15 protein-coding genes are annotated in these 13193 nt (G+C 53.0%); 7 read left to right on the forward strand and 8 right to left on the reverse strand.

All coding sequences use genetic code 11. The features are described from left to right. Positions 1-74: 74 nt before the first annotated feature. Complete coding sequence (gene crp / locus B9K09_RS02985) at positions 75-719, reverse strand: cAMP-activated global transcriptional regulator CRP (protein WP_010486147.1); 645 nt, start codon at positions 717-719, stop codon at positions 75-77. Positions 720-951: 232 nt separating this feature from the next. Between crp and B9K09_RS02990 the strand changes: the two genes are divergently transcribed. Together B9K09_RS02990 and speD are read left to right on the forward strand one after the other, a co-directional pair. Next, positions 952-1383, forward strand: a complete 432-nt coding sequence (locus B9K09_RS02990; protein WP_087515459.1) for an OsmC family protein — start codon at positions 952-954, stop codon at positions 1381-1383. Between the two features lie 259 nt (positions 1384-1642). Beyond that, the gene (gene speD / locus B9K09_RS02995; protein WP_087518956.1) at positions 1643-2437 is read left to right on the forward strand and encodes an adenosylmethionine decarboxylase; all 795 of its coding nucleotides are present in this window, start codon (positions 1643-1645) and stop codon (positions 2435-2437) included. 53 nt (positions 2438-2490) lie between these two features. On the opposite strand, the gene B9K09_RS03000 is transcribed toward speD, so the two are convergent. Further along, entirely contained in the window at positions 2491-3258 is a 768-nt protein-coding gene (locus B9K09_RS03000; RefSeq protein ID WP_087515460.1) for a carbonic anhydrase, read from the reverse strand. Positions 3259-3368: 110 nt separating this feature from the next. Next, positions 3369-4016: a 2-polyprenyl-3-methyl-6-methoxy-1,4-benzoquinone monooxygenase gene (gene coq7, locus B9K09_RS03005; RefSeq protein WP_087515461.1), complete on the reverse strand. Its 648-nt coding sequence runs from the start codon at positions 4014-4016 to the stop codon at positions 3369-3371. Positions 4017-4355: 339 nt separating this feature from the next. On the opposite strand from coq7, the gene B9K09_RS03010 reads away from it, so the two are divergent. Beyond that, on the forward strand, positions 4356-5840 hold the full coding sequence (locus tag B9K09_RS03010) for an AAA family ATPase (RefSeq protein ID WP_087515462.1): 1485 nt from the start codon (positions 4356-4358) through the stop codon (positions 5838-5840). Here the strand turns inward: B9K09_RS03010 and B9K09_RS03015 are convergent. From B9K09_RS03015 to hemJ, 4 genes are all read right to left on the reverse strand, one after another. Next, positions 5837-6628, reverse strand: coding sequence for an SDR family oxidoreductase (locus tag B9K09_RS03015; protein WP_087515463.1), 792 nt, complete (start codon positions 6626-6628; stop codon positions 5837-5839). The two genes, B9K09_RS03010 and B9K09_RS03015, sit on opposite strands and share 4 nt — an antisense overlap. A 62-nt stretch (positions 6629-6690) precedes the next feature. Next, complete coding sequence (locus B9K09_RS03020) at positions 6691-7647, reverse strand: DUF805 domain-containing protein (protein WP_087515464.1); 957 nt, start codon at positions 7645-7647, stop codon at positions 6691-6693. A 169-nt stretch (positions 7648-7816) separates the two neighbouring features. Continuing rightward, positions 7817-8782, reverse strand: coding sequence for a nitronate monooxygenase family protein (locus tag B9K09_RS03025; protein WP_087515465.1), 966 nt, complete (start codon positions 8780-8782; stop codon positions 7817-7819). Positions 8783-8823: 41 nt separating this feature from the next. Further along, positions 8824-9252 (reverse strand): protoporphyrinogen oxidase HemJ, encoded by a 429-nt coding sequence (hemJ, locus tag B9K09_RS03030; protein ID WP_087515466.1) that lies wholly within the window; start codon positions 9250-9252, stop codon positions 8824-8826. Between the two features lie 135 nt (positions 9253-9387). On the opposite strand from hemJ, the gene argC reads away from it, so the two are divergent. From argC to erpA, 4 genes are all read left to right on the forward strand, one after another. Continuing rightward, positions 9388-10422 (forward strand): N-acetyl-gamma-glutamyl-phosphate reductase, encoded by a 1035-nt coding sequence (argC, locus tag B9K09_RS03035; RefSeq protein WP_087515467.1) that lies wholly within the window; start codon positions 9388-9390, stop codon positions 10420-10422. A 47-nt stretch (positions 10423-10469) separates the two neighbouring features. Then, positions 10470-11156, forward strand: coding sequence for a DUF6776 family protein (locus B9K09_RS03040; protein ID WP_087518957.1), 687 nt, complete (start codon positions 10470-10472; stop codon positions 11154-11156). Between the two features lie 9 nt (positions 11157-11165). Beyond that, the gene (locus B9K09_RS03045) at positions 11166-11591 is read left to right on the forward strand and encodes a polymer-forming cytoskeletal protein (RefSeq protein WP_087515468.1); all 426 of its coding nucleotides are present in this window, start codon (positions 11166-11168) and stop codon (positions 11589-11591) included. Between the two features lie 73 nt (positions 11592-11664). After that, positions 11665-12015: an iron-sulfur cluster insertion protein ErpA gene (gene erpA / locus B9K09_RS03050; RefSeq protein WP_010486164.1), complete on the forward strand. Its 351-nt coding sequence runs from the start codon at positions 11665-11667 to the stop codon at positions 12013-12015. 85 nt (positions 12016-12100) lie between these two features. Here erpA and B9K09_RS03055 read toward each other — a convergent pair whose 3' ends face one another. Then, a complete protein-coding gene (locus tag B9K09_RS03055) occupies positions 12101-13192 on the reverse strand; it encodes an anhydro-N-acetylmuramic acid kinase (protein ID WP_087515469.1) in 1092 nt (363 codons plus the stop codon). Between the last annotated feature and the right edge of the window lies 1 nt (position 13193).

The following is a 13193-nucleotide window of genomic DNA, read 5'->3' on the forward strand; positions in this document are numbered from 1 at the left end:
AGGCTAAAAAAAACCGCTACTTCAGTATTCCTGAGTAGCGGTTTTTTTATGTCGCTTGTTGCGCTATAGCGCTATCAACGCGTACCGAAAACAACCATGGTTTTGCCTTTGACGTGCACCAAGCCTTGCTCTTCGAGCGCTTTGAGTACACGGCCAACCATCTCACGAGAGCAGCCGACGATTCGGCCGATTTCTTGGCGAGTGATTTTGATCTGCATCCCATCAGGGTGAGTCATCGCATCAGGCTGCTTGCACAGATCAAGCAGTGTCCGGGCCACGCGCCCGGTTACGTCAAGGAATGCCAAGTCACCGACTTTGCGCGTGGTATTGCGCAGGCGTTCGGCCATTTGGCTGCCCAGAGCATAAAGGATATCGGGGTCCTGCTCTGTCAGTTCGCGGAACTTGGTGTAGCTTAGCTCAGCGACTTCACACTCAGTTTTTGCGCGGACCCAAGCGCTGCGCTCCTTATCGGCGCCTTCTTTATCAAACAGGCCCAACTCACCGAAGAAATCCCCGGAGTTGAGATACGCGATAATCATCTCGCGACCGTCGTCATCTTCAATCAGGATCGTTACCGAGCCTTTAACGATGAAGAATAGCGTTTCGCAGCGATCACCCGCATAGATGATGGTGCTTTTAGCCGTGTAACGACGGCGGTGACAATGTGCAAGAAGCTTGTCGAGGTTCTTTATTTTAGGTGTAAGGGTTATTGCGACCATGCCCGAGTCCCGAAATATAAAATGTGTGCCCGTGTTGGAGGCGTTTTCTTATTAGTTATTTGAGCTAGTGTGCCAGTAAAGTGGCGTCAGCTTAATCAACACTATCTTACACAGGCTAATTTTGCGACCCAGCTAACAACATTGAGTTGAACTTTCTTCAAAGTGAGGCTATAGCCGGGGATTTACGGCGCTGTGATAAGCTGCCGAACTTTTCATCAGCGGGGTCTTGGTAATGAAAGCGCGCATTCAATGGGCTGGTGAGGCCCTTTTTATCGGTGAATCGGGTAGTGGCCATGCAGTGGTGATGGACGGTCCCCCAGAAAGCGGCGGACGTAACCTGGGTGTTCGGCCCATGGAGATGGTGTTGATAGGCCTCGGTGGCTGCAGCAACTTCGATGTGGTGAGTATTCTTAAGAAGTCCCGACAAGCAGTTGAAAGCTGCGAAGCGTTCCTTGAAGCCGAGCGTGCGGGTGAGGAACCTAAGGTTTTCACCAAGATTCATCTGCACTTCGTCGTAAAGGGGCGCGGCTTGAAAGAGGCGCAGGTCAAGCGTGCGGTCGAGTTGTCGGCTGAGAAGTATTGCTCTGCATCAATCATGCTCGCTCGCGGCGGGGTTGAGATCAGCCATGACTACGAGATTATCGAGCTCGGACAGGCGGAATAAGCCGGGTTAACTCCGTTTGATTTAACTCGTTAGCCTTTCGCTGACATCCTTTTATCATTTGTAGCGTCCACACTCTGGCGGGCGGTGCATTGCATCTGCATAATGGCGCCCCTTTTTAGGGGTGCTATGCACTTCGTACACATAACCAAAATCGCCAAAGCGAAGAGGTGTTAACCGTCCTACGCAGCCGAGTACTTCACGGTTGACGGGCATGCTCGACCACGCGGCTTTGCCGCTTTCTATAGAGAGTTTTAAAACGGTGAAAAGCAGACTCAAGCTCCATGGGTTTAACAACCTGACCAAGACCTTGAGCTTCAACATCTATGACATCTGCTACGCGGAAACGCAGGAAGACCAGCAGGCTTATGTTCAGTACATCGACGAAGAGTACGATGCTGAGCGCCTGACGCAGATTCTCACTGATGTTGTTGACATTATCGGCGCTAACATCCTCAACATTGCCCGTCAGGATTACGAGCCGCAAGGCGCCAGCGTAACCATCCTGATTTCCGAGCAGCCGGTTGAGCCGACCGAAAGCCAGATAGAGGAGTCCCCAGGCCCGCTGCCTGAGACAATCCTTGCGCATCTGGACAAAAGCCATATCACCGTACATACCTATCCGGAAATTCATCCGGTAGACGGTATTGCCACTTTCCGTGTTGATATTGATGTGTCGACCTGTGGCGTGATTTCACCGCTGAAAGCGCTGAATTACCTGATCCATCAATTTGATTCGGACATCGTGACTGTCGATTACCGCGTTCGTGGGTTCACCCGTGACGTTGAAGGTAAGAAGCACTTTATCGATCATGAGATCAACTCAATCCAGAATTACCTGTCTGATGACACGCAAGACGCCTATCAAATGACGGACGTTAACGTGTATCAAGAAAACCTGTTCCACACCAAAATGCTGCTCAAGAACTACGATTTGGACGATTACCTTTTCGGTGATGCCAGCCGCAGTTTGACCCCAGAGCAGCGTCAGCAGGTTGAGGCGCGTTTGCGTCACGAGATGCTTGAGATTTTCTACGCGCGCAACATGCCGAAGTAGATGATTTGCTGAATAAAAAAACCCGCTGATGCGGGTTTTTTTAGGGCAAGTACTCAGTCCTCATCAATCTCGCGCTGATTGATTGCTTCTGCTGGACGGTTGTTGCCAGTAAAAACGCTTTGGAATGCGCTGATCTGATCGGGGGAAAGCTCCAATAGCTTCTCGAATAATACCCATTGCACGCCTTCAGTGCAGGGCGGTGTGGTCAATGAGCCCTTATAGAAAAAGTGCTTGCTGGAGCTGGGTAGAATTTTGCCGAGATCAGGCGCCTGCTCTTGGCTGAGTTGTACATGAGCGCCCTTTTTTTGCGGCAACATTTTGCTCCAGATGTGTTCAAGCTGGGTGTTTTTATCACCGCTTTTGATCATCGCTGCAACCACTAACAACGAGCCATCCGACGCCTGATTGACCCAATGCATTTCCATGGGGAAACGTTTGCCGCTGTACAGGTGTTCGCTTGGGGAGTGGAAGTGGAACTGTACTAGCTTGTAAGTTTTGCCCTGAAACTGAAGGCTGTTGTCTCCCGTTACGTTGGCTTGAATCGAGTGACCATTGTTGACTACGTCTAGCGGGCTGCGTTGATAGTTAATACTAAGGCTGGCCGACGCCGCTTTGACATGCGTCGCGCTAGTACTAGGTATATCGATAGGTGATTGGTGTGTGCCCTTGGCACAGGTGGCGTAGTCGCCATTGGCATCGAGCCCGGCCCAGTGATCCGGGGAGTTGTGTCCTGAATAGCTCCATTCGCTTGCAGCGCTGTACAGCGGTAAAGTTGCGAGCACGCAGGCGATAAGTTTCAGGCGAATTGGTTTTACTAACATAAGCACATTCCTTGTGTTTTACAGGTTGGGTTACCTAATCGAGCTTTCTACTCGGCCAAGGCTGTATAGCGTCTCGGCCTTTTGCTTGTCCGACTTGGCAGAGCCAAGCCTCAGATTCGGTAAGCGCTTTTAGTCATGATCTTGGAGAGCAGGGTCATGCCGAACTTAACTGGACGAGGGAATTTAATCCCACCGGCTTCGAGTGCAGTACTTGCGTGATGGCTTTCGTCTACACGCATTTGTTGCAGAATTGCCCGAGTCTTTTCATCATGCTCAGGCACTTGTTCCAAGTGTTCATCTAGGTGTTTAACCACTTGGTCTTCGGTGGCCGCGACAAAACCTAGGCTGACTTTGTCACTGACCAAGCCGGCGAGCGCGCCGACGCCGAATGACAAGCCATAAAAGAGCGGGTTGAAAACACTTGGGCGGCCACCCAGTTGGTGAATCCGCTGCTCACACCACGCGAGGTGATCAACTTCCTCGTCTGCGGAGTGCTCCATTGCCGCTCGAACTTCAGGCAATTTAGCCGTCAGTGCCTGGCCCTGATATAACGCTTGAGCGCAAACCTCACCGGTATGGTTGATACGCATCAACCCGGCAATATGCTTGGCCTCTTGCTGATCAAGCTCGGTATCGGGTTGCACAACCGCAGGAGATGGGCGTGTTGGTTGGCCGCTGAACGGCAGTAGCGTGCGCAAGGCAACATCCGCTTGCAGTAACAGGCGATCGACTGGGGAGTATTGGCGGTCACTGGCCATGGGATAATCTCCGGCGAGAACAATTGCCGACAGTGTACGCTAATCGGCAGAGCAGGGCTTGACCGGGATCTGCCTGGTGGTTGTGTCGTGTGCGCATGGTGCCGTGTTTAGTCACAGCGGCTGATCAATTTCCAGCTGTATTTCAGCGAAATCTAACACCGTTAAATGAATATCTTTGGTCAGCGCTTTATCATCTGTGGATAAAGTCATGCTTTTATAGCGTGTATCAACGGGGGCTGCGACAACGCTAAGAACAGGCACTCGATTGAGTTTGCCGGCTATTGGCTTGGAGTACTGTGCGGCATAGGGCCGTTACAGTAGGTTGTTTGGGGAGTTGCTGTGAAAAACGACATACACGACCTCGGCATGGTGCTCGATTCGAAAGTCAAGTTGGTGCTGATCGAGTCTTGGGATGAGCTGCGCGTTCTGCAAATGCTCACCAGTTTGGCGGTTAAACGCAGTTTGGGCTTGTACACCTGGTCGGTGACCGAAGGTTTGCAGCATCTTGGATTTTCCGCGGATACACCCGACCGAGAGGGGTCGCAGGAGCCTGAAGTCGCATTGCGACTGATCAAGGCCGACCCGCAACCCAATCTTTATGTCATGTGTGATTTGCACCCATTCATGCTGGATAACCCAAAGCTGGTACGGCTGCTTAAAGAAATCGCCATGAATGACAGCTTGCATAAACCAACGCTGGTTCTGGTTTCACATGCGTGCAAGCTACCGCCCGAGATTCAGCGCTACGCAGCCCGCTTCAGCCTGGCATTGCCGAGCGAAGATGAATTACATGCAATTGTGCGTGAGGAGGCGGCGCGCTGGAGTGAGCGCAACCGTAATATTCGGGTGCGCACCGACAATCGCACTTTGCAGCAGGTAGTGAAAAACCTGCGCGGTATGAGCCACGCGGAGGCGCGAGTTTTGGCGCGCAAGGTGATTTGTGATGACGGTGCAATCACCCAGGAAGACTTGCCCGAGCTGAATAAAGCCAAGTCGCAATTGCTTGACCTTGAAAGCGTGCTCAGCTTTGAGTCTGAAACCGCGCGCTTTGCCGATGTCGGCGGTCTGGAAAATCTCAAGCGCTGGTTGGCGGACCGCCAAGCTGCGTTTGTTGAAGCGACGACGCAAGATTTACCAAAAGGCGTGCTGTTGGTCGGGGTGCAAGGTGGCGGCAAAAGCCTGGCCGCCAAAGCCATTGCCGGGCTTTGGGGCTTGCCGTTACTGCGTTTGGATTTCGCCAGCCTGTACAACAAGTTCTTCGGTGAAACCGAGCGTAATTTGCGTGAAGCGCTGAAGTTAGCCGAGCAGATGTCGCCTTGCGTACTGTGGGTGGATGAAATTGAGAAAGGACTGGCCAGCGGGGATAACGATGGTGGTGTGAGCCAACGTGTGCTGGGCACTCTGTTGACTTGGATGGCGGAGCGTAAGACGCCGGTTTTTATGGTTGCGACCGCTAACGTCATTGAACGGTTGCCGCCTGAGTTGGTGCGCAAAGGCCGGTTCGACGAGATGTTTTTCGTTGACCTACCAAGCGTGGTTACACGCGAAGAGATTTTCAGCATCCATCTTAAGCGGCGTGAACTCGACCCTCAGCAATTTGATTTGAAATTGCTGGCGAGTGCCAGTGATGGCTTCTCGGGCGCTGAGATTGAGCAGGTGGTGGTCAGCGCGCTGTATGCGGCCCAGGCGCGTCAGCAACCTGTCGATATAGCAATGCTGCTGGAAGGGATTCAGACAACCTCGCCGTTATCGGTGGTGATGTCTGAACATCTGGTGGCATTGCGTAGTTGGGCGAAAGGTCGAACGGTGGCTGCCAGCGATTAGCGTTGGGCGAGGAATTGGCGATTTAGCCGTGCGCTGATTTTTCTCACCAACCAGCGGGGGGCTAATTTAGGAGAGAGGGCTAAAAGACGATTGCGCCAACCGGGAATAATAATCGCGCGATTTTTATCCAACGCTCGAACGGTAATCAGTGCAACCTCTTCGGCACTCATCATCAACTTACTGCTTCTCAGGCGCCTGTCATCTAGCGCTGCTTTACGAAAAAATGCGCTTCGGGTCGGGCCAGGGCACAGCACCGATACAGCAACTCCATGTTCTTTAAGCTCTTCACGCAGTGCTTCTGACAAGTGCAGTACATAGGCTTTGCTGGCGTAATAATTGGCCATCCAGGCGCCCGGATGAAAAGCGGCGATGGATGCGACATTGAGAATCTGGCCGCTGCCTTGACCTGCCATGACATTGCCAACTGACTGACACAGACGCGCCAAGGCCAACATGTTGACCTCAATCAGTTGTTGTTCTTGTTGCCAGTCCTGGGCCACGAATGCGCCGGATGTGCCGAGCCCTGCGTTGTTGACCAGTAAATCGATGGAGTAAGTGCCTTCCTCCAGCTCCATCAACAAACCCGTCAGCTGGGTTGGCTTGCTCAAGTCGCAAGCACGGATTAACACCTCGACAGAGAAGCGTCGGGAGAGCTCGGCGGCAATGGCTTCCAGGGCTTCGCGTTGGCGAGCCACTAGCAGTAGGTTACGTCCGCGCCTGGCAAGGGCTTCAGCTAGGGCTAAACCAATTCCGCTAGTTGCGCCGGTAACTAAAGCATATCGAGACATCAGGCAGTTCTCCGTGATGGGGTCAGTGTTGACCCCATGCGTGCAAGGCAATAGGCCTTATCTTACGGCTCAAAACCTGAGAAGGCAGTAGGCATTGCGATACCGACAATAACGCCAAGCACAATGAATACTATCCACAGGCCCGCAAGAACCTTAACCGCCGTAGTATTGGCGGGTGGCATTGGGCCGTAACGGTTGGGGCCCTTAGTGCCAGGCATTACCAGCATTAGTAAGCTGAAGACGCTGCCGACTACTGGCACGATGGTAATGAGCAGTAGCCAGCCAGACCAGCCAATGTCATGCAGGCGCTGGACGTTGATCATCACGCCGACTACCACAAGCGCGATACTGACGATGATCATCAAAATAACGCCGACTGTCGTTGATAGTGCAAAACCTGCCGCCGCTATACCGAAAATCGGTGCGCAAACCAGCATCAATACCAGCGTCCACGCCAAGAAACGCAAGCGACCAATACGGCCATCCGTAGTAAATGGCTTTAGCTCACCGAATTCCGGCAAACGCTCACCCACTGGCGCTTGCGGTGGGGCGTATGGTGTATGCGCTGCAGGTGTTGCTGTTGCTGTTACTGCTGGGGCTGGTGCATTTTTTGCGGCTTCTTCTTGCTGTGCCTGTCGTGCCAGAAACTTCTCAATGACAATGCCGCACGCCGAGCACTCAATGGCTTTGTCCTGTTGATGTCCGCACTTTGGACACTTCATCGTTTCAGCCGGTTCGACATTTTGGTTATGGTCTTCGGTATCAACCAGCGATAGGCTCGCAGCCAAATCAGGCTCTTTTCTGGCTTTGGCGCCAGCACGGTGGAGAACGGCAATGTACTTGTCCGCTTCGTCTTCCAGCAGGTCGCGCTTGAGGGCGATTGGGCTGCCGCTAAAGAGTGTGTTGATGCGAGCGCTATCACTTTTAAATAGTTTGGCTAGATTATCTTTGGCTGTCTCAAGTGCCACCTCGGGCATCAGTTCACCATTAAAAACAATCTTGAAACGAGCTTGTGTCATGCGAGCTTCCTTGTCGGCGCCAGTTTGTCATTAGGGGATCAGGCTATCGGCTTATCTCGCCGTTTGAGCTCAGCCTAGAATCTAAAGAGCAGGTTTTCTCTGGCGCATGCTGGGTGGTATCAAAGTGCCGATAAAGGGTTGATGGCAATATGCCGTTAAGCGACTGTGATTATTGATTCCATCTGTGCTGTTGTAAACGCAAAGTACGTTCTTGAGCGGCCTTATACTCGTGATCCAGTCGTGAAATCAGCGATTTAACATCTGGGATCTCATTGATCTCACCAACGCCTTGCCCTGCGGACCACACGGTTTTCCATGCTTTGGCTTCATCGTTGATTGGCTTGAGTTTCTCGCCATAATTGACTTCGCCTTTCTGCTGCAGTTGGGCCAGATCATAGCCAGCACGCTGCAAACTCTGGCGCATAAAGCTTGCTGGTATACCCGACACGGCGGGAGTGTGGATGATGTCAGCGGCTTTGGCTTGGGTAATCATTTGTTTGTAGTCTGCCTCGGCGTCACTCTCTTGCGTGGCAATAAAGCGGGTGCCCATATAGGCGAGGTCTGCCCCGAGTACCTGAGTTGCAAGAATTTCATGGCCGTGATTCAGGCAGCCGGAGAGCAGCAAGGTTTTATCGAAGAACTGGCGTAGTTCAGCGATCAGCGCAAAAGGGCTCCAGGTCCCGGCATGGCCACCGGCGCCTGCCGCAACCGCAATGAGTCCATCAACGCCAGCTTCGGCCGCCTTTTCACCATGTCGGCGGGTGGTTACGTCGTGAAATACCAGTCCACCGTAACTGTGGACTGCATCAACCACCTCTTTGACCGCGCCAAGACTGGTGATCACGATAGGTACACGCTTCTCAACGCAAATCGCCAGGTCGGCCTGCAGGCGTGGGTTGGTGCCATGGACGATCAGGTTCACCGCATAGGGTGCCGCGTGTTCATTGAGCCCCGCTTCTATTTCATCGAGCCATGCGCGAAAGCCACTGCTCTCGCGCTGGTTCAGAGCAGGAAAGCTACCTACTATTCCGTTGTTACAGCAGGCCGTCACTAATTGCGGGTTGGACACCAGAAACATTGGAGCCGCAACTACCGGCAGGCGTAAACGTTGTTCGAGCAGTTGGGGTAATGACATCACAGCACCTTATAATTCGTTGTATGTGGGTTGGGATGAAGTCAGAACGGGCGAACGATCACCAGGATTACAATGCCAATCAATGCCAGTACCGGCGCTTCGTTAAACCAGCGGAAAAACACATGGCTGCGGGTATTCTCGCCTAAAGAGAAACGTTTTAGCTGTGCACCGCACATGTGCTGATAACCGATCAAAAGTATGACTAATACTAGTTTGGCGTGCATCCAGCCTTGGCTGAAGTAATAGCTTGGGTTCAGGCTTATGAGTGCTGCGCCGAAAATAAGGGTGGCGAGCATGCTTGGGATCATGATGCCGCGATAGAGCTTGCGCTCCATGATGCAGAAGCGCTCGCGGCTGACGTTGTCTTCACTCATGGCGTGATAGACGAACAGGCGCGGTAAATAAAACAGCCCGGCGAACCAGCAGACCATAGAAATTATGTGTAAAGCTTTGAGCCACAAGTAGAGCATTTAGACTAACCCGGATAGATTTATACCCGCGATAGTAGTGCTCCGTTACGCATCCGTCATCACTGCTAGTTGGCCGCATCGTCTCAGGGCTTTATTATCGTTGGCTTTCCAGTGGCTTTTAGCAGGGGGCAAGTAATGATTAAGGTCGGAATCGTCGGCGGCACAGGTTACACCGGTGTCGAACTGCTGCGCTTATTGGCGCAGCATCCGCAAGCTCAAGTGACGGTCATTACTTCGCGTTCTGAAACTGGGTTGCGTGTGGATGAGATGTATCCGAATCTGCGCGGTCACTATCCAGACCTAGCGTTCAGCGTGCCAGATGTGGCAACGCTGGGTGCCTGTGACGTGGTGTTTTTTGCCACACCACATGGCGTTGCGCATGCGTTGGCCGGTGAGTTGCTCGATGCAGGCACCAGGGTAATCGACTTGTCTGCTGACTTTCGCTTGGAAAACGCTGAAGAGTGGGCGCAGTGGTATGGCCAGCCCCATGGTGCTCCCGAGCTACTGGGTGAAGCGGTATATGGTTTGCCAGAGGTTAATCGTGAAGCTATTAAAGGTGCGCGCTTAATTGCTGTGCCTGGCTGCTATCCAACCGCGACCCAGTTGGGTTTTATCCCGTTGCTTGAGGCCGGTTTGGCCGACCCGAGCCGTTTGATTGCTGACTGCAAGTCGGGTGTCAGCGGTGCCGGTCGTGGTGCTAGCGTCGGCTCACTGTTCAGTGAGGCTGGCGAGAACATGAAGGCTTATGCAGTCAAAGGGCATCGCCATTTACCTGAGATCAGCCAGGGCCTGCGCCGCGCTGCCGGCCAGCCTGTTGGGTTGACCTTTGTCCCGCATTTAACGCCGATGATTCGTGGTATTCACTCCACGCTTTACGCGACTGTTGCTGATACCACTGTTGACCTGCAGGCGTTGTTTGAAAAACGTTATGCCAACGAGCCGTTTGTCGATGTGATGCCCGCTGGCAGCCACCCGGAAACCCGCAGTGTGCTTGGCGCCAATGTTTGCCGGATTGCCGTGCACCGTCCGCAAGGTGGTGAGTTGGTCGTGGTACTTTCGGTCATCGATAATTTGGTCAAAGGTGCTTCAGGCCAAGCGGTGCAGAATATGAATATTATGTTCGGTTTGGATGAGCATGCAGGCTTGTCGCATCCTGCTTTGCTGCCCTGATGGCGGGCTGGGAGGTACGACCGAGTGGTCCTGATCGTTCAGGACGAGTGCGTCTTCTAGTATTGCTGTTGCTCCTTGCTTTGCCCGCGGTATTTTACGGCGGCGTGTACTGGGAGCGTCAGCAGACGGCATCTCTTTCGGCGCAAATCAAGCCGATGGCCCAACGCCTGGCTGAGCAAGAAACTCAGTTGGATGACTTGCGGGCACAGGTCGCCATCGCGACTAGCGGAGCAAGTGTGGCTGAGAAAGCAAACGAGCAAAACCGCCTAACGATTAAGCTGCTTGAAGAGCAAATCTTCAAAGAACAGCAGGATCTTTCTTTCTATAAAGGTGTGCTGGCGCCTGCGAGCCGACGAGAGGGCTTGCGAATTCGAACTTTTGAGCTGCAGGCAACGGAAAATCCACAGCGTTATCGCTACAAAGTGCTACTCAGTCGCGTGGGCAAAGATGACACCCCGATTAATGGTCAGTTACACATTACTGTTGAGGGTAGTCAGGGTTCAAAAGACAAGGTGGTGCTTGAGCTTTCGAGTCTTGCTCAAGATGAGTTCGTACCCTTTAAGGGCAAGCTGATTCCTTACACATTCAAGCATTTTAAATCGATCCCGGGAGCCGGGCGTTTTGCTGAGCTTGAGTTGCCCGCCGGCTTTGAGCCGAGTCAGATACGAGTGCGTGCCGTCATAAAAGGCGAGAAACCGCTGGAGCGCACATTCAAATGGTTAGACAAAGAGTAAGCAATCCTTATGTGGAATAAAGAAAAATCCAAACCTGATCTGCAGAGTTTCAGCGGTAAGACCAGCTTGATTGCAGCGGGTGCAGCGCTTAGCGGTGACTTGAAATTTTTGGGTGCAGTGCAGGTCGACGGGCGCGTCAGCGGCAACTTGGTGACCAGCGAGGGGATGGTCCGTATTAGTGTTGAGGGTAAGGTTGAAGGTGAGATTCGTGCACCCCATATAGTGATTGATGGCGAAGTGGTAGGTGATGTCTTCGCTAGCAAAAATCTCGAACTGGGTGCGCGCGCGCGCGTACAGGGAAACCTGTATTACGGCCTGATGGAGATGGCCATGGGCGCACAGATTGAGGGCAGCCTGTGCCACCTGAAAGATGAGGCGCGGCCACTCGAGTTACCAGAAACTTTGGATGATATCGAGTCAGAGGTAGTACAATAGTTGACCGCTTTTGTAGGGTAAGCGGATAATAGCCGCAACGCAGTATGGCGCATAGCGCCGGGAGATAGTCAGCATGAGCGTCGAAACCTTCACCCCCACAGCTTTGCAATTTACTCAAGGTGCTGCAAGCAAGGTGAAGAGCCTGGTTGACGAGGAGGGTAATCCTCGTTTGAAGCTGCGTGTGTTTGTCACAGGTGGCGGTTGCTCCGGGTTTCAGTATGGATTCACTTTTGATGAAGAACTCGCGGATGATGACACCATCGTCGAGCGCGAGGGCGTTAGCCTTGTGGTCGACCCAATGAGCTTCCAGTATCTGGCTGGCGCTGAAGTCGATTATCAAGAAGGGCTTGAGGGCTCACGGTTTGTGATCAAAAATCCTAACGCAACGACAACCTGTGGCTGTGGCTCGTCCTTTTCTATTTAAAGGGCTGCTCTTAGCTACAGTTGTAGGGCATGAAAAAGCCGCGATTATCGCGGCTTTTGTGTGTCTGGAGAGGGTGAAGTATTACTCAGGCAGGATAGATAGCCCCGAGTATGCGTAAGCCACTTGCGCCAGTGACACTAGGCCGGTTAGCACAGATTCTCTCCAGGCAGCAGTGTGCCAGCCAAGCAAATGCCATCGCTTCAACCCAGTCGGCAGGTACACCGTAAGCGGCTGTACTGGCAACCTGACAATTAGGCAGCAGTTGGGCAAGGCGCTGCATCAGTGCTGAGTTGTGCGCGCCACCCCCGCAAACCAGTAACTCTTGGGTATTGGTTTGAGCTGCTTGCAGTGAGTCGACGATGCTTTGCGCTGTTAATTCGAGCAACGTCGCTTGGACATCTTCAGGTGAATAGCTAGGTAGTGCTTTAAGCTGTTGCTCAAGCCATGTGAGATTGAACAGCTCGCGCCCGGTACTTTTAGGTCCCGAGGTCTGGAAGAAGGCATCGCCATAGAGTGCCTTGAATAAATCCGGTTGAACCTGGCCACTAGCAGCCCAGGCGCCGTTGCGATCATAGCTCTGCTGTTGCTGGCGCTGGATCCACGCGTCGAGCAGTACATTACCCGGACCACAGTCGAAGCCGTGGACATGACTGTCTGCTTCAATCAGGCTTAGATTGCTGAAACCACCAATGTTTAGCACCGCTCTGGCGCCTTTCCCTTCGCCGAACAGCGCTTCATGAAATGCTGGAACCAAAGGAGCGCCTTGTCCGCCTGCCGCAACATCGCGGCGTCGGAAATCTGCAACCACGGTAATTCCGGTAAGTTCAGCGAGGAGGGCGGGGTTATCTATCTGGATGGTGAAGCCGCGTGCTGGCTCATGTCGGACTGTTTGCCCGTGGCTGCCAATCGCTCGGATCGCATCGGCTTTTAGCCCTGACTCGGTCAGTACCTGACTGACACCTTGTGCGGCAAGGCGGACCCAGCTTTGCTCGGCTAGGGCTGCGCGGGCTAATTCATCATTACCTGATGAACACAGCGCCAGAAGTTCTGCGCGTAAGTCATCGGGCATTGCGATGTAATGGCTTGCGACGAGGCGGGTATTACGCTGTTGTTCGATCAGGGCGATGTCCAGACCATCAAGGCTGGTTCCGGACATCACACCTATATAGTAAGGCATC

The organism is Pseudomonas sp. M30-35 (assembly GCF_002163625.1).
Taxonomy (GTDB): Bacteria; Pseudomonadota; Gammaproteobacteria; order Pseudomonadales; family Pseudomonadaceae; genus Aquipseudomonas.